This is a genomic window from Maricaulis sp. (genome assembly GCF_017642925.1).
Taxonomy (GTDB): domain Bacteria; phylum Pseudomonadota; class Alphaproteobacteria; order Caulobacterales; family Maricaulaceae; genus Maricaulis.
On record NZ_JAEPOL010000001.1, the window covers coordinates 1 to 24,603 of the forward strand.

General features: G+C 65.7%; 22 protein-coding genes and 1 pseudogene. 7 read left to right on the forward strand and 16 right to left on the reverse strand.

Annotated elements, in window-relative coordinates; genetic code table 11:
• Window positions 1-496 precede the first annotated feature (496 nt).
• The 12 genes from gyrB to mutM form a co-directional block, all read right to left on the reverse strand.
• Window positions 497-2,893, reverse strand: coding sequence for a DNA topoisomerase (ATP-hydrolyzing) subunit B (gyrB, locus tag JJ918_RS00005; protein ID WP_291881659.1), 2,397 nt, complete (start codon window positions 2,891-2,893; stop codon window positions 497-499).
• A 71-nt stretch (window positions 2,894-2,964) separates the two neighbouring features.
• Complete coding sequence (locus JJ918_RS00010; protein WP_291881661.1) at window positions 2,965-3,633, reverse strand: VTT domain-containing protein; 669 nt, start codon at window positions 3,631-3,633, stop codon at window positions 2,965-2,967.
• Window positions 3,634-3,680: 47 nt separating this feature from the next.
• On the reverse strand, window positions 3,681-5,336 hold the full coding sequence (locus JJ918_RS00015) for a glycosyltransferase family 39 protein (RefSeq protein WP_291881663.1): 1,656 nt from the start codon (window positions 5,334-5,336) through the stop codon (window positions 3,681-3,683).
• Window positions 5,333-6,109: a glycosyltransferase family 2 protein gene (locus JJ918_RS00020; protein WP_291881666.1), complete on the reverse strand. Its 777-nt coding sequence runs from the start codon at window positions 6,107-6,109 to the stop codon at window positions 5,333-5,335. Before JJ918_RS00020 ends, JJ918_RS00015 begins: the two co-directional genes overlap by 4 nt.
• 93 nt (window positions 6,110-6,202) lie before the next feature.
• On the reverse strand, window positions 6,203-6,829 hold the full coding sequence (locus tag JJ918_RS00025; protein WP_291881668.1) for a LysE family translocator: 627 nt from the start codon (window positions 6,827-6,829) through the stop codon (window positions 6,203-6,205).
• Window positions 6,826-8,001 carry a DNA replication/repair protein RecF gene (recF, locus tag JJ918_RS00030; RefSeq protein WP_291881670.1) on the reverse strand — a complete coding sequence of 392 codons (1,176 nt, stop codon included), beginning with the start codon at window positions 7,999-8,001 and terminating at the stop codon, window positions 6,826-6,828. Before recF ends, JJ918_RS00025 begins: the two co-directional genes overlap by 4 nt.
• Window positions 7,998-9,116, reverse strand: a complete 1,119-nt coding sequence (gene dnaN / locus JJ918_RS00035; protein WP_291881672.1) for a DNA polymerase III subunit beta — start codon at window positions 9,114-9,116, stop codon at window positions 7,998-8,000. The genes recF and dnaN overlap by 4 nt, the downstream gene beginning before the upstream one ends.
• Window positions 9,117-9,308: 192 nt before the next feature.
• Window positions 9,309-10,877, reverse strand: a complete 1,569-nt coding sequence (gene dnaA / locus JJ918_RS00040) for a chromosomal replication initiator protein DnaA (RefSeq protein WP_367277604.1) — start codon at window positions 10,875-10,877, stop codon at window positions 9,309-9,311.
• Window positions 10,878-11,256: 379 nt separating this feature from the next.
• Window positions 11,257-11,523: a 30S ribosomal protein S20 gene (rpsT, locus tag JJ918_RS00045; RefSeq protein ID WP_271187927.1), complete on the reverse strand. Its 267-nt coding sequence runs from the start codon at window positions 11,521-11,523 to the stop codon at window positions 11,257-11,259.
• A gap of 113 nt (window positions 11,524-11,636) precedes the next feature.
• On the reverse strand, window positions 11,637-12,413 hold the full coding sequence (locus JJ918_RS00050) for an enoyl-CoA hydratase (protein ID WP_291881675.1): 777 nt from the start codon (window positions 12,411-12,413) through the stop codon (window positions 11,637-11,639).
• 132 nt (window positions 12,414-12,545) lie between these two features.
• Entirely contained in the window at window positions 12,546-13,487 is a 942-nt protein-coding gene (locus JJ918_RS00055) for a TraB/GumN family protein (protein WP_291881677.1), read from the reverse strand.
• Between the two features lie 130 nt (window positions 13,488-13,617).
• A complete protein-coding gene (gene mutM, locus JJ918_RS00060; RefSeq protein WP_291881679.1) occupies window positions 13,618-14,475 on the reverse strand; it encodes a bifunctional DNA-formamidopyrimidine glycosylase/DNA-(apurinic or apyrimidinic site) lyase in 858 nt (285 codons plus the stop codon).
• A 125-nt stretch (window positions 14,476-14,600) separates the two neighbouring features.
• Between mutM and JJ918_RS00065 the strand changes: the two genes are divergently transcribed.
• Window positions 14,601-15,383: a class I SAM-dependent methyltransferase gene (locus JJ918_RS00065; RefSeq protein ID WP_291881681.1), complete on the forward strand. Its 783-nt coding sequence runs from the start codon at window positions 14,601-14,603 to the stop codon at window positions 15,381-15,383.
• Window positions 15,384-15,386: 3 nt separating this feature from the next.
• Here JJ918_RS00065 and JJ918_RS00070 read toward each other — a convergent pair whose 3' ends face one another.
• Entirely contained in the window at window positions 15,387-15,794 is a 408-nt protein-coding gene (locus tag JJ918_RS00070) for a hypothetical protein (protein WP_291881683.1), read from the reverse strand.
• A 114-nt stretch (window positions 15,795-15,908) separates the two neighbouring features.
• Here JJ918_RS00070 and ubiB point away from each other — a divergent pair, with 114 nt between their 5' ends.
• The 5 genes and pseudogenes from ubiB to cysK all read left to right on the forward strand — a co-directional run bounded on the left by ubiB (window position 15,909) and on the right by cysK (window position 20,796).
• Window positions 15,909-17,447: a 2-polyprenylphenol 6-hydroxylase gene (ubiB, locus tag JJ918_RS00075; RefSeq protein WP_291881685.1), complete on the forward strand. Its 1,539-nt coding sequence runs from the start codon at window positions 15,909-15,911 to the stop codon at window positions 17,445-17,447.
• A gap of 52 nt (window positions 17,448-17,499) precedes the next feature.
• Window positions 17,500-18,045, forward strand: coding sequence for a protoglobin domain-containing protein (locus JJ918_RS00080; protein WP_291881687.1), 546 nt, complete (start codon window positions 17,500-17,502; stop codon window positions 18,043-18,045).
• 78 nt (window positions 18,046-18,123) lie between these two features.
• Window positions 18,124-19,309 (forward strand): annotated as a pseudogene (gene coaBC / locus JJ918_RS17190) (bifunctional phosphopantothenoylcysteine decarboxylase/phosphopantothenate--cysteine ligase CoaBC).
• Between the two features lie 63 nt (window positions 19,310-19,372).
• A complete protein-coding gene (gene dut, locus JJ918_RS00095) occupies window positions 19,373-19,825 on the forward strand; it encodes a dUTP diphosphatase (protein ID WP_291881694.1) in 453 nt (150 codons plus the stop codon).
• Window positions 19,826-19,842: 17 nt separating this feature from the next.
• Window positions 19,843-20,796 carry a cysteine synthase A gene (gene cysK / locus JJ918_RS00100; RefSeq protein ID WP_291881697.1) on the forward strand — a complete coding sequence of 318 codons (954 nt, stop codon included), beginning with the start codon at window positions 19,843-19,845 and terminating at the stop codon, window positions 20,794-20,796.
• Window positions 20,797-20,957: 161 nt separating this feature from the next.
• Here the strand turns inward: cysK and JJ918_RS00105 are convergent, their stop codons facing one another.
• Window positions 20,958-22,265, reverse strand: a complete 1,308-nt coding sequence (locus JJ918_RS00105) for an ATP-dependent RecD-like DNA helicase (protein WP_291881700.1) — start codon at window positions 22,263-22,265, stop codon at window positions 20,958-20,960.
• Window positions 22,266-22,363: 98 nt separating this feature from the next.
• Between JJ918_RS00105 and JJ918_RS00110 the strand changes: the two genes are divergently transcribed.
• Window positions 22,364-23,107 (forward strand): molybdopterin-synthase adenylyltransferase MoeB, encoded by a 744-nt coding sequence (locus tag JJ918_RS00110; RefSeq protein WP_291881703.1) that lies wholly within the window; start codon window positions 22,364-22,366, stop codon window positions 23,105-23,107.
• Here the strand turns inward: JJ918_RS00110 and JJ918_RS00115 are convergent.
• Window positions 23,104-23,313 (reverse strand): hypothetical protein, encoded by a 210-nt coding sequence (locus JJ918_RS00115; RefSeq protein ID WP_291881706.1) that lies wholly within the window; start codon window positions 23,311-23,313, stop codon window positions 23,104-23,106. The genes JJ918_RS00110 and JJ918_RS00115 overlap by 4 nt on opposite strands.
• A gap of 303 nt (window positions 23,314-23,616) precedes the next feature.
• On the reverse strand, window positions 23,617-24,540 hold the full coding sequence (locus tag JJ918_RS00120) for an MBL fold metallo-hydrolase (RefSeq protein ID WP_291881709.1): 924 nt from the start codon (window positions 24,538-24,540) through the stop codon (window positions 23,617-23,619).
• Window positions 24,541-24,603 lie beyond the last annotated feature (63 nt).

Sequence of the window (24,603 nt, forward strand, 5' to 3'; positions counted from 1 at the left end):
CACCGGCACAAAGCTCGACCGGCCCGTGCCTGCAGGTTTCGAGACGGAACCCGCAAGGGATCCGGGTAAATCTCCGCGTGCGGGATGCCTCGGGCATCACCACCAAAGCTTCAAATCGGACACGATGTCCGCCGTGCATCCCGCACCCCTCTCATCGCTCCAGGGTTCAGGCCCGTGGAGGATTTCGCGCTGAGTGCCTTTCCTCCCCATTCCATGGGGAGGGGGACCCGCGAAGCGGGGGAGGGGCGCCGCGCCAGCGGCGTTGTGTTGATGCCAAGCTCCACCGCCCTCCGGCGCTGACGCGCCGGCCCCTTCGACCCCTCCTTCGCCAAGGCTATGGAGGGCCCACTTCCCCATGGAATGGGGAAGAAAGAGAGAGAGCGCTTTACGCGCCACAAGGCTAGGGGAAGTGAGAAAGAGAGTGGACAAAATCGGCCCCGAACACACAAACGCCCGCCCCCGGGAGGGCGGGCGCTGTGATGCGTCTGCGACACCTCTAGGCGTCGACCTCGGCTTCCAGCGCATGCTCCTGGATGAAGTCGCGGCGCGGTTCGACGACGTCGCCCATGAGCTTGGTGAAGAGCTCGTCGGCAGTATCGGCATGGGTGACCGAGACCTGCAGGAGAGAGCGCGCATTCGGGTCGAGCGTGGTTTCCCAGAGCTGGCCGGGATTCATTTCGCCCAGACCCTTGTAGCGCTGGATCTTCATGCCCTTGGCGCCGGACGTGGTGACGGCCTCGACCAGCTGGCTGGGCGAATGGATACGCACACTGCCGGATTTCGGTGCGAACACGGCCGGGCCGGTATAGTCGCCGGCGATCGCCAGGGCACGCTCGGACAAGCGTTTCGCTTCCGGGCTTTCGCGGAGATTGGCGTCCAGCACCACGGTCTCGGTGACACCGCGAACCTCGCGCTGGAAGATCAGCTGGTATTCCTCGCCCAGGCGCGCCGTCCAGCCATCCTCGCCCTCATCGGCAACGGCGTTGAGCCGTTCGGCGGCCGTCTTCACGGCCTCTTCGGACGGTTCCAGCACCAGCGCACCGGCCAGGGCGGCGGCTTCCAGGGCAAAGCCCGGAGCCCGCGCCGTCAAGCGGTCGACGGAGAGCTTCACCCCCCGCGCCGCAGCGACACGGCCGGCCAGATCCTGGCCATAGACGATCTCGCCATCGGCGAGGGTCAGCGAGGCATCGCTGACACCTTCCTCGATCAGGTAGGCGTCCATTTCCGCCTGGTCCTTCACATAGCGTTCCGAACGGCCCTTGGTGATCTTGTAGAGCGGTGGCTGGGCGATATAGAGGTGGCCGCGCTCGATCAGCTCGGGCATCTGCCGGTAGAAGAAGGTCAGCAGCAGGGTGCGGATGTGGGCGCCGTCCACGTCGGCATCGGTCATGATGATGACCTTGTGGTAGCGCAGCTTGTCGTAATTGATCTGGTCGCGCCCGATGCCCGTGCCCAGCGCCGTGATCAGCGTGCCGACCTGGTCGGACGAGAGCATCTTGTCGAAGCGCGCGCGCTCGACATTGAGGATCTTGCCCCGCAGCGGCAGCACGGCCTGGTTCTCGCGGTGACGGCCCTGCTTGGCGGAGCCGCCGGCCGAGTCACCCTCGACGATAAAGAGTTCGGACTTGGCCGGATCCTTCTCCTGACAGTCGGCGAGCTTGCCGGGCAGAGAGGTGATGTCCAGCGCCGATTTGCGCCGCGTCAGCTCGCGCGCCTTGCGGGCAGCTTCGCGGGCGGCGGCAGCCTCGATGATCTTGGAGACGACCATCCTGGCTTCGTTGGGATGCTCCTCGAACCATTCGGCCAGCGCCTCGCCGACCGCGCCCTCGACGGCGGGACGGACTTCCGAGGACACCAGCTTGTCCTTGGTCTGGGAGGAGAATTTCGGATCCGGCACCTTCACCGACAGGACGCAGGTCAGGCCTTCGCGGGCATCATCGCCCGAGATGGCGACCTTGGCCTTGGCGGCCAGGCCGGACGAGCCGGCATAATTGTTGATGATGCGGGTCAGCGCACCGCGGAAACCGGCCAGGTGGGTACCGCCATCGCGCTGGGGAATGTTGTTGGTGAAGCAGAGCACATTCTCGTGGTAGCTGTCATTCCACTCCAGCGCCGCTTCCACCGAAACACCGTCACGTTCGCCCTGGATCAGGACGGGCGGGGTGAAGAGCGGGGTCTTGGTGCGGTCGAGGTGCGAGACGAAAGCCGCCACGCCGCCCTCATACATCATCGTGTCGGAGAAGGGCTCGGGGCCGCGGTCGTCCTTCAGCGTGATCTTCACGCCGGAGTTCAGGAAGGCGAGTTCACGCAGCCGGTGCTGCAGCGTGTCGCGGTCGAACTCGATCATCGAGAAGGTCTCGTCCGACGGCATGAAGCGCACTTCCGTGCCCTTCTGGCCCTCGGCCTCGCCGACGACCTTGAGATCTTCCTCAGCCTCGCCGCGGCGGAAGCGCATGTGGTGCTTCTTGCCATTGCGCCAGATGGTCAGATCCATCCAGTCGGACAGCGCGTTCACCACCGAGACGCCCACGCCGTGCAGGCCGCCGGACACTTTGTAGGAATTCTGGTCGAACTTACCGCCGGCGTGCAGCTGGGTCATGATGACCTGGGCCGCAGAGACGCCTTCTTCCTTGTGGATGTCGGTCGGGATGCCGCGACCGTCGTCGCGCACCGAGGCCGAACCGTCGGCATGCAGGCGCACCACGACTTCGGTACAATGGCCGGCGAGCGCTTCGTCGATCGCATTGTCGACGACCTCGTAGACCATGTGGTGAAGGCCGGAACCGTCATCGGTGTCGCCGATATACATGCCCGGGCGCTTGCGCACGGCGTCGAGCCCTTTGAGGACCTTGATCGACTCCGCGCCGTATTCCTGATTCGCTTGTTCCGTCATGGGATTGTTGTACAGGTTTCGCATCCCTGTGACCACTCGCGCGCACACGCGCGCGTGCGTACGCGCGTGAGTCAGTTCGCAGCGTCTTCAGCCTCGGGACGGACCATCCGCCGCTTCAGCCAGTTGCGGCCGATCACGCCGATCAGGACGAGCAGCAGAACCGCCCCGCCGACCGCGATCCAGGCCTGCAGGCCGGCGCCCTCGAGGCCCCGGATGGCGGCATGGCTGGCAAGGGCGATCAGCGCCATTTTCGGCACGCTGCCGATCGCGGTCCCGGCGATGAAGTCGCGAAAGCGCATCGGCGTGCAGCCGGCCGCGGCATTGATCACGATGGAGGGCAGGGTCGGCACGAGACGGATCACCGCGCTGGCCCAGAAACCGTGGCGTGCCAGCTCGTCCATCACGATGGCGGCGTCGGAGCCCGCCCGCTCTTCCACCCAGCCCGCCCCGAGCTTGCGGCCGAGGGCGAAACCGAGTGCACAGGCGGCCAGCTTGCCGGCCCAGCTGTATGCAAAGCCCGCCCAGGGACCGAAGGCTGCCACCATCGCGGCGATCAGCACCGCCTGCGGTGTGCCCAGCAGGATCAGGACGAGGAAAAGCACCAGCGCGACCGGCGGCGCCCAGACGGTTCCGCCTGCCGCGCCGAGCATGTCCAGTCCGCGCCGCGTGACATCTTCGGGCAGGAGGAAGGCGGCAAACCCGCCCAGCGAAAACAGGGCGATGAGCACAATCAGAGCCACAGCCCGGCCCGGATGGCGCCGGACGAGACCGGCCAGCGCCCCGGGGATCACGGCTGCGCCCGGTAGAGCGTCAGCCGCATCTCGTCGCCATTGGAGTAGTTCCGGCCCTCGATCGTCTCGAGCGCCTGCAGCGACAGCCCCAGCGCCTCGGCCTGCGCCAGGAAAGGTTCGGCTTCGGAGGCGTCGATCAGGGCGAGCGAACAGGCCGTGTCGGCCGCCAGCCGGGTCGCGGCATCGGCGGGATCTGCGGCCAGCACGGTGTCATAGGGGCCGTGGCGATAGACCAGGCTGGGTTCGCGGAAGGCGGAGGTGACGAGATGGGTCGGTTCACACGCCGCATGCGCATCGACGGCCGCAACGATGCGCGGCGTCAGCCACAATGTTTCCAGCCGCGGCATGGTCACTCCATAGACCGTGATCACCGCCAGCGCTCCGCCGGCCAGTCCGGCCGCAAGCGAGGCCGGCCGGCGGCCGGTGAGATAGAGGGCAAGCGCTACAGCGGCCGCGAGGAATATGGCTGCGCCCAGCACGACGAGCAGCGGCGAGACAATGCCCTCGGACCAGTGGAACCCGGCCGCCGGCACAGCGGCGACCAGTCCGGAAAAGGCGAGCCACACGACGGCGTAGAGCCCTGCCGCGATCTTCAGCCAGAGCGGCGCCTTGCTGTCGCCCGGCGCGAAGATCGCCGCCACAGCCAACACGGCCAAGGCCGGATAGGTTGGCATCACATAATGCGGCAGCTTGGTCGCGATCAGCTCGTAGGCGATCCAGGCCGGCACGATCCAGCAGATCAGATAGCGCACGGCCGGCCGGGTCCGGTTGGCCCACGCCCACCAGCCGGCGAAGACCGCAAACAGCGAGCCGGGCCAGAAGGTCAGCGAGAACAGGCCGAGATAATAGCCCGGCGGGCCGGCATGGGATTGCTGGCTCTCGCCCACCTTGCCCATCAGGCTGTCGCCGACGGCTTCGGCGTAGAAGGCGCCGTCGGACACGATGCCGATGGCGACATACCAGGGCAGGGCGATGAGCAGGAAAAGCGGCACGCCCCAGAGCGGTTTCAGTCCGCCCAGCCAGGAAAATTTTCGGTCCCAGACCAGAAGCGCGGCCAGGGCCAGGCCGATGAAAAGCAGGATGATCGGTCCCTTGATCATCATGCCGGCGCCCAGCGCGGCCCAGAACAGGGCCGGTCGCCACCAATGCCCCTGTGGCTGCAGATAGATCCGCATCAGGGAGAGGTGTGCCGCCGTGATTGTCGCCAGCAGGACCGCATCGGTCTTGGCAATCCGCGCCTCGAACCCGACAGCAAGGGCCGTCGCGACAAGCAGGCCCGCGCCCACACCCGCCGTACGCCCGAACAGGCCGGCCGCGATAGCCGCCGTCATAACCACAGCAGCCAGAATTCCGAGGAAGGACGGGATGCGATGCGCCCAGATTGCGCGGTCATCCGCCGTGCCGGAGACGGTCACCGCAATCGATTGCAGCCAGTAGATTCCGGCCGGCTGCAGATAGCGCTGCTCGTCCTGGAAGCGGATGTCGATGAAATCGCCGGTCTCGACCATCTGGCTGGTCGCAACGGCATAGCGGCCCTCGTCGCGATCGACCGGCGGGATGGAGGAAATGCCCGGCAGCAGAACCACGAAGGACAGCAGGACCAGGACAAGCCTGTCCTTCCACCCCAGCGCGCGGCCGGCCGCCTCGCTCACGGGCGTCGCTCTTCAATGCGGCCCGGCGCCTTGGTCCGCCGCACCAGCCAGATCACGCCCATCGTGTCGAATATGCCGACAAAGGCGCGGCCGATATTGGTGTATTTCGACTGGCCGGCATGGCGGGCCCGGTGGCGCACCGGATGATTGATCAACGGATGGCCATAGCGCTGGAACAGGGCCGGCAGGAAGCGGTGCATGCCTTCGAAACAGGGCAGCATCAGGAAAGCCTCTCGCGGGAAGACCTTCACGCCACAGCCGGTATCGGGGCAGTGATCGCCCAACACCGCGGCACGGAAACCGTTGGCGATGCGGGTCGCCACCAACCGGGAGACCGGATCATTGCGGCGCACACGTGTGCCGGCAACCAGCGGCGCCTCGCCCTCGGCGGCCCAGGCTTTTTCCAGCATGTCGGGAAGATCGGCCGGATCGTTCTGCCCGTCACCATCCATGGTCGCGATCCAGGGCGCGCGGGCGGCCAGAACACCGGACCGGACCGCCTGCGACTTGCCGCAGCGGCGGTCATGGCGAACGACACGGACGCGCGGATCCTTCGCGGCGATATCCTGCAGGATGTCTGGCGTGGCATCGCTCGACCCGTCATCGACAAAGACGATCTCGAACGCGCCGGCGCGTTCCATTTCGCGCAGCGTCTCCTCGCACACGGCGGCAACATTCTCCGCCTCGTCGAGCACGGCGATCACGACGCAGGCCCGCGGCCCCTCGCCGGACCGTTCCGGCCGCCGGAAATCGATGCTTGTCGGATCGCTCATGTCCCTGCCCCGATCATTGCGCCGCGAGTGTGTGCCGCTTTGGCGCCGGTTACAAACCTCAATCGCCGTGCTCCCAGCCTGCCCGCCTGCCCGCTAGCGTGCGACCAGCAGCAGGATCGCAATACCGGTCATGACCAGCCCGGTCACGATATCCGCGCCGCGCCGGACCGCCGGCGTCACCAGCCATTCGCGGGCCCGATGCGCGCCGCCGATATAGGCGCCCGCCGTGAGCACGGCCAGCACGGTCATCATGGCCAGCATCAGCGCGTATGTGGCCGGTGTGATCGCCTCGAGCGGCACAAAGGCCGGCACCAGGGTCAGGTAGAAAACGATGGGCTTGGGATTGGACAGCGGCATGGCAACGCCCGCAATGAAGGTCGCGGCATGGCTGCGTTTCGAGCCCGCCTTGAAGACCGGTTTCGGGCGGGCACCGGTCCAGGCACTCCAGAACGCCCGGAACGCCATCCAGGACAAATAGGTCACGCCCACCAGCTTGGCCGCCAGCCAGAAGCCGGACAATTGCGTCGCCAGCGCCGACAACCCGGTCACCGCCAGGGTGAACCAGAACATGTCGCCCAGCAGAATGCCGAAGCCATAGATGGCCGCATTCACCGGACCGCCATCCAGCGTCCGCGCCACCATCGCCGCAATCCCGGGACCTGGCGTGATGAAAAGGACCAGCAAGGCACCGGCGAACAGAAGGAGGTTTTCGGGAGTCATGCCGACCGCTCCACACGGGCCGCATCGACCTCGAAATACTGCGCCCGCCCTGCGAAGGGCTCAAACAACACGCGCTCCACGCCGGTCAGCCAGGCTTGCGAGCCTGTGGCGAGGATCTCGCGGGCCAGCCCCTCGCGACGGGTTGCGTCCAGATGGGCGCAGGCCTCGTCGAACAGCAGAAGAGGGGCCACGCCGCCCTGCCGGGCCAGCGCCCGGGCCTGGGCCAGCGCAAGGGTGAGGATCAGTGCTTTCTGCTCGCCGGTCGAACAATCGCCGGCAGCCTGATCCTTGTCGCGATGACGGGCAACGAGCTCGGTCCGGTGGGGACCGCGTGTCAGGGTGCGGCCGGCCGCGCCGTCCCGCCGCCGGCCGTCTCGTAGTGCCGCGGCAAACCTGTCTTCGGCCGTTCCGGCATCCAGCCCGTCGGCCAGATCGGCCTCGACCGCCCCGTCCAGCGCCAGATCGGCCTGCGGGAAAGCGCCTTCCGGACGGGCATCGATCTCGCCCTGCAGGCGGATCAGCGCATCCAGCCGCGCCGCCGCCATGGCCACGCCGTGACCGGCCATCTCGCTTTCCAGCGCGTTGAGCCAGGCCGGATCCGCCTGGCCCTCGTCGAGCAAGCGCTGGCGGCGCGTACGCACCTTGTCATAAGCCGTCGCCGCTTCGGCATGGGCGGGATCGGCGGCGTAGACGAGCCGGTCGAAGAATTTCAGCCGGTCGGCCCGGGGACCGGCGAACAGGCGGTCCTGGGCCGGTGTCAGCCAGATCATCGGTACCAGCCGCGCCAGTTCGCCCTGGGGCGCCGGTTCGCCGTCGATCCGGGTTTCCCGACGGCCGCCATTGCGCGCGCCGACGCCAAGGCGGACCTCGCCATCCCGCGTCTCCATCTCGGCGAAGACCGCCCAGGCCTCAGCCGCACCGGAGGCATCCTTGCGCGCGACACCGTCAGCGCCGGCCGAACGCAGACCGCGGCCGGGCACGAGAAAGGAGAGCGCTTCGAGCAGATTGGTCTTGCCGGCCCCGTTTGCGCCATAGAGCGCGACAGGTGCGGGCGCGAGCTCAAGGTCGAGCGCGGCATAGCAGCGAAAATCGGTAAGCCGCAAACGACGAACCGCCGCAGGCGGAACCGGCGGCGGTGTCGGAGTCTCGAATTCGGCAGACCCGTCCGTCACACCCGCAACGGCATCAGCACGTAAAGCGCGTCTTCATCGCCGCTGTCTGTCACCAGGGCCGGCGACGCCGCATCGGCGAAGTGGAACCGCGCCTCGTCGCCCTCGATCTGCGAAGCGACATCGAGCATGTAGCGCGCGTTGAAACCGATCGCGAAGCCCTCGTCGGAATAGGACACGGCCAGCTCTTCCTCGGCCTGACCGCTTTCCGGATTGTTCACCGCCAAGGTCAGCGTGTCCTGACCCAGCGAGAGCTTTACCGAGCGCGACTTCTCGACCGAGATCGTAGCGACACGGTCGACAGCCTCGGCAAAGCGCTTGTTCTCGACCGACATCACCCGGGTATTGCCGCGCGGGATCACGCGCTCATAGTCCGGGAAAGCGCCGTCGATCAGCTTGGAGGTGAGCACGGCGCGGCCCAAACGGAAACGGATCTTGCCTTCGGAGACCGAGACCTCGACATCGTCGTCGGCGTCTTCCAGCAGACGGCGGACTTCCTGCACCGTCTTGCGCGGCACGATCACGCCCGGCATGCCGTCCGCCCCTTCCGGCAGATCGATCTCGGCCAGCGCCAGGCGTACGCCATCGGTGGCAACAGCGCGCAGCGTCTTGCGGCCGTCGTGCTCGGCGGCATGCAGATGGATGCCGTTGAGATAATAGCGTGTCTCTTCGGTGGAGATCGCGAAACGGGTCTTGTCGATCACCCGGGCCAGCTCACTGGCGGGAACCGAGAAGCGGTGTTCGAGATCCTCGGTCGGCATGACCGGGAAATCGCCCGGCGGCAGGCAGGGCAGCGAGAAGTTCGAGCGGCCCGCCTTCAGCGTCAGCCGCGGATCGCCGCCTGCCATCTCCAGCGTCACATCGGCGCCGTCCGGCAGTTTGCGGGTGATGTCGTAGAGCGTGTGCGCCGGCGCGGTCACCAGACCTTCGCCCTCGCAGCTCGCATCCGTCGTTTCCAGGATCTCGATATCGAGATCGGTGGCCGCGAAACTCGCACCATCCGGCCCGGCCGAGATCAGGACATTGGACAGGATCGGGATCGTGTTGCGCTTTTCGACGACGGCCTGAACATGGCCCAGGGCCTTCAGGAGCGTTGCGCGCTCAATCGTCAGCTTCATGTCTTACGTCCGCTTGCACATTGGCGGCATCACCGCAGCGTGACACCGGGTCGGTCGGGACAGCACGGCGGGCAAATCACCCCGTGCCGAAACAGGTGGGTCAAAGAGGATACATGAAAACGCGCGTTCGCAAGAGATTTCTCCAGCGCCCGCGCCTTCTCCACAACTGAGACTGACCGGAAGGCCCGGACGTCAGCCCTGCAACTCGCGGGTGAGACGGTCGATATCGTCGCCCACCGGATCCCCCGCTTCGAGCAGGGCCGTGACCTTGTTGACCGCGTGGATGACGGTGGAATGGTCCCGCCCGCCAAAGCGCCGGCCGATATCCGGCAGCGAACGCGTCGTCATCGTCTTGGCCAGATACATCGCGACATGCCGCGGACGCACGACGCTCTGGGTGCGGCGCTTCGAACAGATATCGGCAGGAGTCACACCGTAATGGCTGGCGACGGCTTTCTGGATGTCGTCCACCGTCAGGCGGCGCTCGGAATTCAGCGACAGTTCGCGCAGCGCCGTGGACACGGCTTCCATCGTCACCGGCAGACCGAGCAGGGCCGTGCGGCAGATGACATTGTTCAGCACGCCTTCCAGCTCGCGCGGGCTGGTGGTGATCCGGGCGGCGAGGAAGTCGCGCACGGCTTCCGGCACATCGAGCACCGGATAGTGGCACTTCGCCTGGGCAATCTTGCAGTCGAGGATCTGGCGGCGCAGGTCGAGATCGGGTTTGCCGAGCGGACAGGACAGACCGCCCGTCAGCAGCGAACGCAACCGGTCGTCGGACACCTGCAGCTCGGCCGGCGGCCGGTGCGAGGCCAGCACGACCTGCTTGTTCTCGGCAATCAGCGCCGCGATCGTGTTCAGCAGCTCGTCTTCGGTCTTCAGCTTGCCCGCGATGAAATGGACATCGTCGATCAGCAGCACATCGACGCCGCGCACGGTTTCCTTGAAGGAGATCGTGTCGCGCGCCCGCATGGCGGTCACGAAGCCGGACAGGAATTCCTCGGCCGTCAGATAGAGCGCCTTGCGCGGCCGCGAGGTGTGCTCGAAGGCGCTCGCCATGGCGTGCATGAGGTGGGTCTTGCCGACGCCGTAGTCGCCGTAGAAGAAAACGGGATTGAAGGGCGGGGTCTGGGCACCGACCACGGTCCGCGCCGCCGCGGCGGCAACCTCGTTGGCCGGGCCGACCCGGAAGCTGTCGAACGTGAAGCGGGTCTCGCCGATCGCGGGATCGGCTGCCGCCTCGGACGTCGCCTGCGCCTCTTTCACCGACGGTTCCGCAGTACGCCGCGCCGCCGGCTCGGGCCGCTTTGCGACCACGGGTTGAGCCTCACTGCTGCCTTCAGCGACAAGGTGAACGGCGCGATGTGTGGTATCAAGCTCGGACCAGATCGCGCGAATTCTCGCTCCCCAGTGGTCCTCCACCCAGTCACGATTGAACTGGCTCGGGGCAACGATGACAACCGCACCGGACTCCGAAACACTGACCCGGAGACGGGCGATTTCCTGGGAGTAAAGTGCCTGACCGCACTCATCCCGAAGCCGGGATCTCACCTGACGCCAGATAGCCGAAATGCCCCCGGTTCCATCGACTTCAAAGCCCGCTGTCTTTGCCTCTGCCACAGCCAGTTTGTTCAACGCCATCGTTCGCCACACTTTTGTTTTTATCACGCGATTGCGCGGTTCAGGTGTTTGTTTTTTAGGCGCAAATCTCCCCACCCAACGAGACGGATCGCCTCGTCGATATCGGAAATTTATCCGCATGGGATTGGTCGCCCTCAGTGGCCCAGAGGTTACGCCTTCCCCGGTTATGGTCAACCGGATTCAACGCCTGATTCTGGAGATTCTTCGCTTGACACGAGAAATCCGTGATCGGATCGAAGCTTGTCGTTTACGACAGATTTACGACACTCATAACGGTCTTTTTTCGCGACAAAACCGACGCATCCGGTCAGCCGAAAATCAAGCCCGGCGATGAGCGCTCGCTCATCCGTATCAGGAATAAAATATCAATAATTTGGCGTCTCCGGCACCGCGCCGCTGAGCGCGCTTGCTCGAGCCCGGCGGAGTCCGTTCGAAAAAAATGCGCCCGGAACGTGTGTTCCGGGCGCATCGCATTTTTCGTCGTTTCAGCGACGGCCGATCAGGCCGACATCGCCTTCACGCGGGCCGACAGACGCGAAACCTTGCGCGAGCCGGTGTTCTTGTGAAACACGCCATTGGAGACAGCGCGCATCATTTCCGACTCTGCCTTGACCAGAGCCGTCTTGGCCTCGGCCTGGTTGCCGGCCGCGATCGCCAGCTCGACCTTCTTCACGAAAGTCCGGACGCGCGAGCGGCGCGCCTTGTTGACAGCCGTGCGGCGCGCGATCTTGCGAACCATCTTCTTGGCCGAGTTTGTATTGGCCATGGATCCTAACCTCTTCATGCGGCCGGACGCTCGAGGCGGCCGGCGAAATCCGTGAGCGGCGGCGTATAGGCCCTTGCAGCCGGGCCGTCAACCGCCGTAATGCGCTTTCACCGCTAGCGGTGCTTGAAATGCGGGGCGCGCTTCTCGGCAAAGGCTGCCATGCCCTCGCGCTGGTCTTCCAGGGAGAATTGCGACTGGAAGACACGGCGCTCGAACAGAACGCCTTCCGTGAGGCCGACCTCGAAGGACCGGTTGATCGCTTCTTTGGTCATCATGGCGACCGGCAGCGACTTGGTCGCAATCGTCTCGGCCGCTTCCATCACCGTGTCCATCAGGTCGTCAGCCGGGACAACGCGCGAGACCAGCCCGGCGCGCTCGGCTTCCTCGGCATCCATCATACGGCCGGTGAGGCACAGATCCATGGCCTTGGCCTTGCCGACAGCGCGCGGCAGGCGCTGCGTGCCGCCCGAGCCCGGCATGACACCGAGATTGATTTCCGGCTGGCCGAACTTGGCGGTCTCCGAAGCGATAATGAAATCGCACATCATGGCGATTTCGCAGCCGCCGCCCAGCGCATAGCCGGACACGGCCGCAATGATCGGCTTGCGGAAACGCGCGACGGATTCCCAGGTCTGCGCGAACGGGTCGTTCAGGTAGAGGCTGACCTGGTCGCGGCTCTGGAGTTCCTTGATGTCCGCGCCTGCGGCAAAGGCCTTGCGCGAGCCGGTGAGCACGACGCAGCCGATGTCCTCATCGCGCTCGAAAGCCGCCAGAGCCTCGGCAAGTTCACCGGTCAGCGCATCGCACAGCGCGTTGAGCGCCTCGGGGCGGTTCAGCGTGATGACGCCGACCCGTCCTTCGGTCTTAACCTGTATCGTCTTGTAGGCCATTCGGCACTCCATGTGACGGCGCGGAAACCCCCGCGCGGGAAAAATCCGCGCCGCTATAACGCACGGTGGCGCGAGCGTCGATACCGGCGCGTTCGCCGGAGTCACCCGCTCGCGCCGGCGTTCGGCAATCTGCTATTGGCGAACGACCTCATAGCCCTGGTCACGCAGCAGGTCGATCACGCCTTCATCACCGGGCAGGTGGCCTGCACCGACAGCGATGAAGACCGTGCCCTCGCCTTCCAGGACAGCCTCGATCTGCGGGATCCAGTTACGGTTGCGCTGGACGATCACGGCCTCATAGACCTCAGGCTCGTCCTCACGCAGGTCGCCGTTCACATACTGGTCGAGCGCTTCGACATCTCCGGTCGCCCAGGCACGCACCATGTCGTCCACTTCCTGCGGCAGGTCTTCCAGCTCATGCAGGGTCTCGGCGAGACCGCGGACCTGGACCTCCTCAGGAATACCGGCAAGGAAGCCGATCTGCTCGGCGGCGGTTTCGAAATAGCCAAATTCGGTATCGGTGCCATTGACGCGGGCGATCAGCTGCATCTCGGTTCCGGCTGCCGGGTTGAAGCCCATCTGCTGGATCTTGGCGACGCTGAGCATGAGCTGGGCGAGCCAGGGGCGCAGCGGGTCCAGCGCGGCCGGCGCGGCTCCGACGCTCGGCGCGACTTCGGCGAGAAGCTCGCGGGTTTCCTCGTCCAGCATGGAGGAGAGCGTCACACCTTGCGGGTTGAGACCGTATTGCGGGATGAGGGCCTGCATCTGGGCCTGGGCCTCGGGGCTGTGCACATCCGCTTCCAGATAGACCGTGTCCGCGGAATCCACTGCTGCCATGAGGTCATCGGTCTGCCAGTCCAGCGTATCCGGGAGGATGTGGAAGGTGCCGAAGATGTACACGTCCGAGTCCGCATCCGAGACACGCCACAGCGCCGGGTCTGCCTGAACGTCCGAATAATCGATGGCCGCAGGCTGGGCCTGGGCCATGGACGCACCGGCCAGGAACCCGGCCACAACGGCGGTTCCGGCTGCTAGCGCAGGGCGCATGCGGGTCAGTCGGGAAACAGAAATCATGAGGTCTTTCTCCTTGGAGCGCAGATCAATGACAGGTTTTCTAGGCGAGATCGCGGCACGTGTTATCCGGGATTATGGCGATAGCGGTCCCCACGAGACCGCACCACCATAGATAGCGCAACCGAAAAACTTATCGCTGGCAGGACGGGCAGAAGAAGGTCGAGCGCGCGGACTGCACGATCCGGCCGATCGTGCCGGAACACCCCTCGGTCACGCACGCTTCACCTTCGCGGCCATAAGCCCGGAAGCGGTGCTGAAAATAACCCAGCGCACCGTCGGCCGCCGCGAAGTCGCGCAGGGTCGATCCACCCGCGTCAATCGCCTCGTCGATGACACTCCGAACCACCGGCGCCAGCCGCTCCGCCCGCTGCCCCGGAATACTGGATGCCAGCCGCCGCGGACTGATACCCGACCGGTGAAGCGCCTCGCAGACATAGATATTGCCCAGCCCGGCCACGATCTTCTGATCGAGAAGGGCCGTCTTGATGGGCGTCCGGCGCCCCGCCAGGACCTCGGACAGATAGGCGCCGGAGAAACGGTTCTCATTCGGCTCCGGCCCCAGGCTGGCGAGATAGGGGCTGTCACTGTCGCACGCGAACAAATCCATGAAACCGAAGCGCCGGGGATCGTTGTAGCGGATCGTCACACCGCCCTCGACCTGCAGCACGACATGGTCATGTCGCGGATTGGCCGGCGTGGCATGCACAAAGTCTCCAGGCTGTGCCGCCCCCTGTTCCGCCTCGATGGAATACCGTCCCGACATGCCCAGATGCGATAACAGCGTCAGATCGCCGTCCAGCCGGATCAAAAGGTATTTGGCCCGGCGGTCGATGCGAACGACCCGGCGGCCGGCCAGCCGATCGGCGAAGCCGGCGGGAAAGGGGAAACGCAGATCGGCCCGGTTCTGCTGCACAGACAGGATACGGCGCCCTTCCAGGGCCGGCACGAGACCGCGCCTTACGGTTTCAACCTCGGGAAGCTCGGGCATGGCGATCCATCCTTTTTGCCTGTATCGCCCCGTTCCGGCTTTACGGGCAAGCGTCTGCCGGCTGCGACACTGCGAACCGCCCCGGCCGCTTTCCCCGCACCGCGCCTGAGTTTATGGTCACGAGCATGACCGAGACCCAGACCCATTCCACCGTTTCCTTCGGCTTCACCGATGTCGCCCGCGAGGAAAAGGCCGGCCTTGTGCGCGGCGTGTTCGACCGTTCGGCGCGGCGTTATGACCTGATGAATGACCTGATGTCGGTCGGGGTGCACCGGGTGTGGAAGGACATGGTGATCACCCGCGCCAATCCGCAGCCCGGCGAGCGTCTGATCGATGTCGCCGGCGGCACGGGTGATCTGGCACGCAGCTTTCTGGTGAAGGCCGATCGCGCGGCCGCCCGGCGCGGCGACCCGCGGCAAGCCGAAGCCATCGTTCTGGATATCAATGAGCAGATGCTGCGGGCCGGTGTTAAGCGCGGCGTATCCGACCGGCAATCGGGCCGCATCCAGTGGGTGACCGGCAATGCCGAATGCCTGCCTCTGCCCGACCGCTCGGCACACTGCGTCACAATCTCGACCGGGATCCGCAACGTCACCGAACGCCTCACAGCGCTCAGGGAGATGCGGCGCGTGCTCAAACCGGGCGGGCGCTTTCTCTGCCTGGAGTTCACACGGCCGACCAGCCGAGCCTGGGAAAAAATCTACGACGCCTGGTCGTTCAACGTGATCCCCGAACTCGGTGCCCACATCGCCAAGGATCGCGAAAGCTATCAGTATCTGGTGGAGTCCATCCGGCGTTTCCCCGATCAGGAAACATTTGCCGCAGAGCTGCGCGAGGCCGGTTTCAACCGCGTCAGCTATACCAATTTTTCCGGCGGCATCGCGGCGCTTCACACGGGTTGGGCCTAAACCTCAGGCCTGATCGCCGGCGCGCTTGCGACGCAGCCAGGCCTTGGCAGCTGTCACCGTGTCAAAGATTTCGAGGCCCGGCGCATAGGCATCACGGCCGAAATTGACCCAGTATTCGACCAGCGGCTTCTGGATCGCATTTCCGCAGACCTGGGCGGAATAGTTCGGCGTATCGCCATAGTGTTCGGCAATGAATGCGGCCAGATCGCTCCGGACCCGCCGGAAATCCTCGGCCGTGATACCGCCCAGCAGCCCGTCATCATACACCACGATCCGGTCGCAATGCGGCGTCCAGCCCGGCATCGCCACCAGGCGCTGCATGACCTCAAGCGCATCCTCGATCGCTACCTCGCCATGGTAACGAATGACGGCCCACTGGTTTTCACGGTCGAGGTCGATTGTATGTTTCACGGCACAACAATCCGACACCCGCTGCACGCAGGCAAGCATTCTTGCCGGCTGCTTGCCTGCGCGACTTCACGCCACGCTCGCCAAACGGCGCTGCAGACACTAAACCGGCTTTCGATGCTTGCCTCCCTCGCCTCCTTTTTCCGTCTTGTGCGTGCCCTGGTCACCCTGGCGCGGCACGATGCGATCCTGCCGGCGGAATACCAGTCGGTCTATCCGGCATCGGCGCGCATGCTGGGCCGGATCACGCGCCTGTTTGCCCGCCGCGGCGGCCCCGACAATCCCGGCGAACGCCTCGCCCGGGCTCTGGAGTCGCTGGGCCCGTCCTATGTGAAGTTCGGCCAGATCCTCGCCACACGCGGCGATGTCGTCGGCGAGCGCTTTGCCCGCGGCCTGGCCCGCCTGCAGGACAAGATGCCGCCCTTCGGCGATGCCGAAGCCCGCAAAGTGCTGGCCGAGGAATTCGGCGCGCCGGCCGGGGAATTGTTCGCCGAGCTGGGCCCGCCGGTCGCGGCGGCCTCGATCGCCCAGGTCCACAAGGCCCGCACCGCCGACGGCCGGGACGTCGCGGTGAAAATTCTCCGGCCCGACGTGGAACGCCGCATTGCGCGCGACATCCGCACGCTATCGCTCGGCGCCTCGCTCGCCGAGCGTTTCGCTCCGGCTTCCCGCCGCCTCGAACCACGCAAATTCGTGGAAACGGTGTCCCGCTCGCTGATGGTCGAGACCGATCTGCGTCTCGAGGCCGCCGCCGCGTCCGAACTCTCCGAAGCGGCTGCCGTCGCCGAGGGCTACCGTATTCCGGCAGTCGACTGGTCACGCTCCAGCAAGCGCGTTTTGACCACGCAATGGATCGACGCCATTCCGCTGTCCGACATCGAGCGCGTGGCGGGCAGCGATCTGGACCGGCCGGCCCTGGCGACGCGCCTCACCCGGGCCTTCCTGGCCACCGCCCTCGATCGCGGCGTGTTTCATGCCGACATGCATGCCGGCAATCTCTTCGCCGGAGAGGATGGCACCGTCTGGGCTGTCGATTTCGGCATTATGGGACGCATCGGCCGGGCCGAACGGCGCTTCCTCGCCCTGATCCTGCATGGCTTCCTGACCCGCGACTACATGGCGGCCGCCCGCGCCCATTTCGCAGCCGGCTATGTGCCGCAGCATCATTCGGTGGAGGACTTCGCCAGTGCGCTGCGCGCCGTCGGCGAGCCGATCTTCGGCAAGCGGGCCGACGAGGTGCCGATGTCGCGCGTGCTGCTGCAGCTCTTCGAGATCACCGACCTGTTCGACATGCGCCTGCGCCCGGAACTCGTCATGCTGCAGAAGACGATGGTCCAGTGCGAAGGCGTCGCCCGCCAGCTCGACCCCAAGCACGACATGTGGGGCGCCGCGGCCCCCGTGGTCGAACGCTGGATGAAGCGCGAGCTGGGTCCGGAAGGCCGCATCCGCGATCTGGGTGAAGACCTGCAGCGCCTGCACGATGCTGTGCGCCAGCTGCCTCGCGCCATCGACGACTGGGCCGAGGTCGGCGCGATGCTCAAGGCGGGCGAGCTGAAACTGGGCGGAAGTCCGCGCATCCGTCCGTGGGCCCTGCGCATTGCCTGGCTCGCTGCCGCAGCGGCGGCCGGTGCCTTTGCCGCACAGGCTCTGTTCTAGTTTTAGCGATCCTCTACACCTTCCCTCAAGGAAGCTGTGATCGAATGCTTGCATGACAAGGCACGACGCGATCCCGAACGAGCAGCGCGAGATCCAGCGCGAGTTCTTCCGCATCGATGCGGAAACGGCGGAACGTATCCGCCATCTCAAGCCGCGCCTGATGACCTATGCGCGCGAAGCCCTGGAAACGGTGTTCGATCACCTGATGGGCAATCCGGAAGTCGCGCACTACTACGAGATCGCCGAGAATATCACCTATCTTCGCGCCGGCATGCTGGCTCATTGCGATCGCCTGTTCGCCGCGCGCTACGATCACGCCTACTACGCCGCCACCGACGAGATGGGCGAACGCCATTCGCGGCTGGAATACCACTCGCACGTCTACACCGCGGCCTATACCAACATGTTTGCGCGCATCGTCGAGCTGGCCATGTCGGACCGCCACCGCTTCACCGTTGACGACATCACGGCCCTGACGCGGGTGACGATGTACGACATGGAGCTGACGGTCGGCGCCTTCTACCGGCATCGCATGGAAAAGCGCGATGCGCTGGCGCAGGACACAGAGAAGGTTCGCGAACTGCTCGCGGCGAGTTGAGCGACCCGGCACACCCTTGCTCTTGGGATTTGCGCCCGGAAGCGCTACCTGTCTTCCCGTCCTGACGGGAGATGAGCCTTGTCCAGTCCGCGCATCCTGCTGATCATCGGCGGTGGTATAGCCGCCTACAAATCCCTCGAACTCATCCGCGAGCTGAAACGCCGGGAGATCGGCAGCCGCTGCATCCTGACGAAGGCCGGCGCAGAATTCGTCACGCCGCTGAGCGTTTCTGCCCTGTCGGGCGAAAAGGTCTATGCCGACCTGTTCGACCTCACGGACGAGGCGGAGATGGGGCATATCGAACTGTCCCGGTCGGCAGACCTCATTGTCGTCGCACCGGCGACCGCCGACCTGATGGCCAAGGCCGCCACCGGGATGGCGAACGATCTGGCCTCCACCACACTGCTCGCCACCGACAAACCTGTCCTGATGGCGCCCGCGATGAATGTGCGCATGTGGCTGCATCCAGCCACCCAGCGGAACCTGGCGACGCTGACGGGCGACGGCGTGCATTTTATCGGGCCCGACGAGGGCGACATGGCTTGCGGGGAATACGGGCCGGGCCGTATGGCCGAGCCGGGGACGATCGCCGGCAAGATCGAGAGCCTGCTGAATGTCTGAGCCGCTGGCCGGCCGCCACGTCCTGGTCACGGCCGGACCGACGCGCGAGCCGATCGACCCCGTACGCTTCATTTCCAACCACTCCTCCGGCAAGCAGGGCTACGCCATTGCGACGGCCTGCGCCGCGCTGGGCGCCCGGGTGACGCTGGTCGCCGGGCCGACCGCCCTGGCTGATCCGGACGGCGTGACGACGATCCATGTGGAAACGGCGCGCGACATGCTCGAGGCCGTCGAGACGGCCTTACCTGCAGATGTCTTCATCGCCGTGGCGGCCGTGGCCGACTGGCGCCCGGCCCAGCCCTCCGACCGCAAGCTGAAGCTGGACAAGGCCAGTTTCTCCAGCCTGCCGCTGGTCGAGAACCCGGACATTCTGAAGACCATAGCCCGCCGCGATACGGACCGTCCGGGCCTGGTCATCGGCTTTGCTGCCGAGACCCATGATGTCGAAGCGCTGGCCCGCGCCAAGCGCGAGCGAAAAGGGTGTGACTGGATCGTCGCCAATGACGTCTCCGGCGATGTGATGGGCGGTGCCGAGAATGCCGTCCTGCTGGTCACCGCCGAAACATCCGAGGCCTGGGAGCGCGCACCCAAGGGCGTGGTTGCGGAAAAGCTGGCGGAGCGGATCGCTAAAGCCCTCGCCTGACTTGCCTCGCACCGCGACGCATCGGAAAACAGGGCAACATCCAGACCATGAGGGCCGCCGCACATGACCGTATCCGTCCGCATCAAACCGCTTGAACACTATGAAGGCCTCGCTTTGCCGGCCTACGAGACCGCCCAGTCCGCCGGCATGGATCTGCGTGCGGCCGTGGCCGAGGATGAGCCGGTCACCATTCCGCCGGGCGAGTGGCGGCTGATCCCGGTGGGGATCGCGATCGCCCTGCCGGCCGGCTATGAAGCCCAGGTGCGCCCCCGCTCGGGCCTGGCCGCCAAGTTCGGCATTTCCTGCGTCAACACGCCGGGTACGGTGGATGCCGACTATCGCGGCGAGATCCGCGTCAACCTGATCAATCACGGCAAGGCCGATTTCGTCGTCAATCGCGGCGACCGCATCGCCCAGATGATCATCGCCCCGGTCACACAGGCCGTCTGGGAAGTCGCCGACACGCTCGACGAAACCGCGCGCGGCGAGGGCGGTTTCGGCTCGACCGGTGTCTGATAAAAAGGAGCAACCCCATGACCGACCAACCCGGACGCGGCCGCGTCTATGCCTCCATCGCCGACACGGTCGGCAGCACGCCCCTCGTCGAGATGAGCGGCCTGGCGAAGGCCCATGGCGTGAAGGCGCGCATCCTCGCCAAGCTGGAATTCTTCAACCCGCTGGCCAGCGTCAAGGACCGGATCGGCGTGGCGATGATCGACGCGCTGGAAGCCGCCGGCAAGCTGGGTGAGGGCACGGTGATGGTCGAGCCGACCTCGGGCAATACCGGGATCGGGCTCGCCTTCGTTGCCGCTGCGCGGGGCCACAAGCTGATCCTCACCATGCCGGAGAGCATGTCGATCGAGCGCCGCAAGCTTCTGAAATATCTCGGCGCCGAGCTGGTTCTCACCGAGGCGGCCAAGGGCATGAAGGGCGCCATCGTGAAGGCCCAGGAAATCATCGACGCCACGCCCGGCGCGGTGATGCCCAGCCAGTTCGCCAATCCGGCCAATCCGGAAATCCACCGCAAGACGACAGCGCTGGAGATCTGGAACGATACCGGCGGCGAGGCCGATGTGCTGGTCGCCGGCGTCGGCACCGGCGGCACGATCACCGGCTGTGCCCAGGTGCTCAAGCAGAAAAAGCCCGGCTTCCATGTCGTGGCCGTCGAGCCCGAAGACAGCCCGGTCCTGTCCGGCGGCGATCCCGGCCCGCACAAGATCCAGGGCATCGGCGCGGGCTTCGTTCCGTCAATCCTGGAGACCGACCTGATCGACGAGATGGTCACCGTCTCCAACGCCGCCGCCTTCTCCACCGCCCGCGAAGCCGCCCGCACCGACGGTGTGCCCGGCGGCATTTCCTCCGGCGCCGCCCTCAAGGCCGCCCTGGAAATCGGCAAACGCCCGGACATGGCCGGCAAGATCATCGTCGTGATCCTGGCCAGCTGTGCCGAACGCTATCTGTCGACGGCGCTGTTCGAGGACGAGTAGGGCCGGCCTGCGGGGCCCGCGGCTCAATACCGTCATCCTGACGAAGGTCAGGACCCAGATCGCAGGGCGAGCGGGTGCCAAGTCTGGCACGCCCCGGCTTTTCGAACTGGGTTCCGGCCTTCGCCGGAATGACGGTGAAAACCGGCCGGGCGGGTGACTCCCTAAGCCCCCACGCTCGCCGGCGCCGGGTCACAGAAGCTGCGCACGTCGAAAATGCGCGGGTCCGAGATGATGTCGCCGGGGGTCAGCGGTCGCGACAGCTCCAGCCCTTCCAGCGAGCGGGCCCGCGAGAGGGCGACATAGGCCTGCCCGTGTGCGAAGAGGCGGCGGGCAAGATCGAGATAGACCTTGTCCAGCGTCAGCCCCTGGGCCTTGTGGATCGTCATCGCCCAGGCCAGGCGTAGCGGATACTGGGTGAAGCTGCCGGCGGTTGTCTTGGTCAGCGCCTGGGCTTCCGGATCGAAGGCATAGGCGTTGCGCTCCCATTTCTGGGGCTCCACGGCATAGGTGGTATCGCCGATACGCACCCGCACAGCCTTCTCGTCGAAACCCTCGACCTCCCCCAGCGTGCCATTGACCCAGCGCCCCGCCGGATCGTTGCGGGTGAGCATGACGCGGGCGCCGATCTTCAGTGTCAGCGGTTCTTCCGCCGGAAACAGCCGCGTGTCGAACTGGCCTTCCACCTTGGCCTCGAACGCCCGCCCCGGTGTGCGCAAACCTTCCAGCCGAGCGGAATTGATCTGCCAGGCGGCCTCATTGGTCGAGGTCAGCACGATATGGGTCAGCGAGGCTTCCAGGCCGGAGCGGCCGGTCACCCGGTCATTCAGGTCCGCCGCCTCGTCGGATGTCAGATCGCCATCGCGCACGGCATTGAGGATGTTGATGAAATACTCGTCGGTCTGACGAAAGACCTGCTCAAGCTCGACCAGGGAGAAACCGGCCTGTCGGAAGGGTTCCGGGTTGAAGAAGAAAGGCCCGCCGAACGTGCTCTCCAGATACTCCGCCTCGGCCCCCTGGATCACCGGCGGCAATTGCGCAAGATCGCCCACAAGCACGACCTGCACGCCGCCAAACGGCTCGTCGCGTTCGCGATTGACCCGCAGCGCCTTGTCGATCGCCCACATCATGTCGGCGCGCACCATGGAAATCTCGTCGATTACCAGGGTTTCCAGTGCCTGCACCACGCGGCGGTGACGCACCTTGCGGATATCCCGCGCGCCGATCATGCGCGGCGGGAAGTGGAAGAAGGAGTGGATGGTCTGTCCGCCGGCCTGCATCGCCGCCACGCCGGTCGGGGCGATCACCGCAGCACGATTGCCCGCCCGGCGCAGGAATTCGCGCATCAGCGTGGTCTTGCCCGTGCCCGCCCGGCCCGTGATGAAGACATTCGGCCGCGCACCCGTCAGCCAGTCCAGCAGGCGCGACTGCTGGTCGGAGAGGGTCGGCTGGACCGACGCAAGCTGGGACACGGTGGACATGCCCGCAAACTGGCCGGGTTTGGGTGAAAAGCATAGTGCGAAGCGGCAGCGTGCTTGATAACCGCCCGGCAATCCGCCACCACTCCTGCATGACAGACGAGATCGATATCGAGCGCTTTGCGCGCCACATCGTATTGCGCGAGATCGGTGGGCCGGGCCAGCAGGCCCTGGCACGTGCCCATATTGCGATGATCGGCGCAGGCGGTCTGGGCGCGCCGGCAGCGCTCTATCTCGCAGCCGCAGGCATCGGCCGCATCACGCTGATCGATCCGGACGCGGTGAGCCTGGACAATCTGCAGCGGCAGATCCTGTTCCGCACGGCGGATGTCGGGCGCGCCAAGGTCGCGACGGGTGCGCAGGTCCTGACCGCGCTCAATCCCGGCACGACGGTCGACGCGGTCGGACAGGCCATAGACGGCAATAATGCCGAACGCCTGCTGGCAGGTGCCGATCTGATCCTGGACGGCTGTGACAATTTCGAGACGCGGTTCGCGGTCAATGCCGTCAGCCGCAGGCTGGGCATTCCGCTAGTCTCGGGCGCGGTCGGGCGGTGGGACGGGCAGGTTTCGCTGTTCAACGCCTCTCCGGACGCACCCTGCTATCGCTGCTGGGTGCCGGAAATTCCGCCAGACGCCGAGACCTGTGCTCGCGTGGGCATTGTCGGAGCGCTGGTCGGGGTGGTCGGCTCGATGATGGCATTGGACGCCATCAAACATGTCTGCAAAGCCGGCGAGACCCTGGACGGGCGCATCTGGCTGTTTGACGGGCTGTCGATGGAGAGCCGGACGGTGAAGCTGCCGCGCGATCCCGACTGTCCGGTGTGCGGCCGCTAGAGGCGATCCGCGGTCCGGTTCTCGCACCGGCGCGCCCGGGCTAGCAGAAAGCCGCCGGCGATCGTCGCGGGCAGGAGGGTGAATATCTGCGACAGCGCAAGATTGCCGCTCAGTGCGCCGACAGCGATCCAGGCCAGCAGGCCGAAGAGGATGATGCCGACCCCCGCAAGCCGGATATGCCCGGCGTCCCACGCGCTCAAATCCATTCCACCCTCACCGTCATCGCCTCGCCGTCAATTGCAGGCCGAGCCCGATGGCAATGCCGGGAAGGAGGCCGAAGGTGAGCCCCAGCAACATGTTGGAGGTCACCAGGCCGATGATCAGCCAGAGTAGCAGGCCGATACCCAGCCCCGCAGCAAATCCCAGGGGGCGTCCCAGGCGGGATCCGAGCGGGGCTGGGCCATGCGACCCGGAAGGGGGTGTTTCCGGTTTTGCCATAACACACCATTTAGCGCGTCAAGGCTGACCGGAAACTGGTCACAGGTTTAAATCTTGGTCACGATCCGGGTCTACTCGTAGGCAAAATCATTGCCCACGGCATCATTGTAGAGCGTTTGCACCATGCGGTCGGTGGTGATGAAACGCCAGTTCCAGTCATCGTGCAGGTCCGCCAGCGGCTCGGCCGCTCTTACGGCTTCCAGATCGGCACCGCCCTCGACGAGGGTGCGTACCCTGAACGCCGCTTCGCGCAGCATGTCGATCGAGGCCTGCAGGTCGGCGCGGGTCGAGAGCGGCCCATGGCCCGGAATGATGCGCGTCTCTTCACCGGCGATCTCCATCCCGCGTTCCATGGCCGCGATATAGCCGTCGACCGTGCCACCGGCCGACAGGTCGATGAAGGGGAAGAGGCCGGAGAACATCACATCGCCCATGTGCAGCACGTCCGCCTCGCGGAAATAGACCAGCGCATCGCCATCGGTATGGGCGGTGGGCACGTGCGTGACTTCGACCGTCTGCCCGTTCATGTGGAAGGTCAGGTCCTCGCCGAAGGTGATGATCGGCAAGGTGGCCGGGCTCTGCGCCCATTCATCGTCGGCATCGGCCAGGCGGCGGCGGATATTGTGGTGCGCCGCAATGGTCGAGCCCAGTTCGGCAAAATGCGCGTTGCCTCCGGTATGATCGCCATGCCAGTGCGTATTGACGATAAAGCGCGGTGCATTCGTGCCGGTGACCGCCACAACAGCGCCCTCGATCACGGACGTTGTGTTCGGCAGCTGGTCGTCGACCATCACCACGCCGTCATCGCCCGCGAGCACGGCGAGATTGCCGGCGATCCCCGTCGACATCATGAAAATACCGTCGCCCATATCGGTCGTCTCGACTTGGATGTCCTCGCTTTGGCGCATCCTCACGCTGGCTTCGGCCGCACGCGGCACGACGCTTCCTGCCGCCAGAAGCGCGGCAACACTTGTTATCGCAAGACGAAAGCTCATCCTGTCCCTCCCTGGATCGGTGCAGCCAGCCGGCTGCCTTCCCGAAGATATAGGAAAGCGCGC

What these genes read in the sequence shown, in the direction of transcription:
- gyrB (WP_291881659.1), bottom strand. Translation starts at nt 2,893, where the DNA reads ATGACGGAACAAGCGAATCAGGAATACGGCGCGGAGTCGATCAAGGTC.
- JJ918_RS00020 (WP_291881666.1), bottom strand. Translation starts at nt 6,109, where the DNA reads ATGAGCGATCCGACAAGCATCGATTTCCGGCGGCCGGAACGGTCCGGC.
- JJ918_RS00025 (WP_291881668.1), bottom strand. Translation starts at nt 6,829, where the DNA reads ATGACTCCCGAAAACCTCCTTCTGTTCGCCGGTGCCTTGCTGGTCCTT.
- dnaN (WP_291881672.1), bottom strand. Translation starts at nt 9,116, where the DNA reads ATGAAGCTGACGATTGAGCGCGCAACGCTCCTGAAGGCCCTGGGCCAT.
- dnaA (WP_367277604.1), bottom strand. Translation starts at nt 10,877, where the DNA reads ATGCGGATAAATTTCCGATATCGACGAGGCGATCCGTCTCGTTGGGTG.
- rpsT (WP_271187927.1), bottom strand. Translation starts at nt 11,523, where the DNA reads ATGGCCAATACAAACTCGGCCAAGAAGATGGTTCGCAAGATCGCGCGC.
- JJ918_RS00050 (WP_291881675.1), bottom strand. Translation starts at nt 12,413, where the DNA reads ATGGCCTACAAGACGATACAGGTTAAGACCGAAGGACGGGTCGGCGTC.
- JJ918_RS00055 (WP_291881677.1), bottom strand. Translation starts at nt 13,487, where the DNA reads ATGATTTCTGTTTCCCGACTGACCCGCATGCGCCCTGCGCTAGCAGCC.
- mutM (WP_291881679.1), bottom strand. Translation starts at nt 14,475, where the DNA reads ATGCCCGAGCTTCCCGAGGTTGAAACCGTAAGGCGCGGTCTCGTGCCG.
- JJ918_RS00065 (WP_291881681.1), top strand. Translation starts at nt 14,601, where the DNA reads ATGACCGAGACCCAGACCCATTCCACCGTTTCCTTCGGCTTCACCGAT.
- ubiB (WP_291881685.1), top strand. Translation starts at nt 15,909, where the DNA reads ATGCTTGCCTCCCTCGCCTCCTTTTTCCGTCTTGTGCGTGCCCTGGTC.
- JJ918_RS00080 (WP_291881687.1), top strand. Translation starts at nt 17,500, where the DNA reads ATGACAAGGCACGACGCGATCCCGAACGAGCAGCGCGAGATCCAGCGC.
- dut (WP_291881694.1), top strand. Translation starts at nt 19,373, where the DNA reads ATGACCGTATCCGTCCGCATCAAACCGCTTGAACACTATGAAGGCCTC.
- cysK (WP_291881697.1), top strand. Translation starts at nt 19,843, where the DNA reads ATGACCGACCAACCCGGACGCGGCCGCGTCTATGCCTCCATCGCCGAC.
- JJ918_RS00110 (WP_291881703.1), top strand. Translation starts at nt 22,364, where the DNA reads ATGACAGACGAGATCGATATCGAGCGCTTTGCGCGCCACATCGTATTG.
- JJ918_RS00115 (WP_291881706.1), bottom strand. Translation starts at nt 23,313, where the DNA reads ATGGATTTGAGCGCGTGGGACGCCGGGCATATCCGGCTTGCGGGGGTC.
- JJ918_RS00120 (WP_291881709.1), bottom strand. Translation starts at nt 24,540, where the DNA reads ATGAGCTTTCGTCTTGCGATAACAAGTGTTGCCGCGCTTCTGGCGGCA.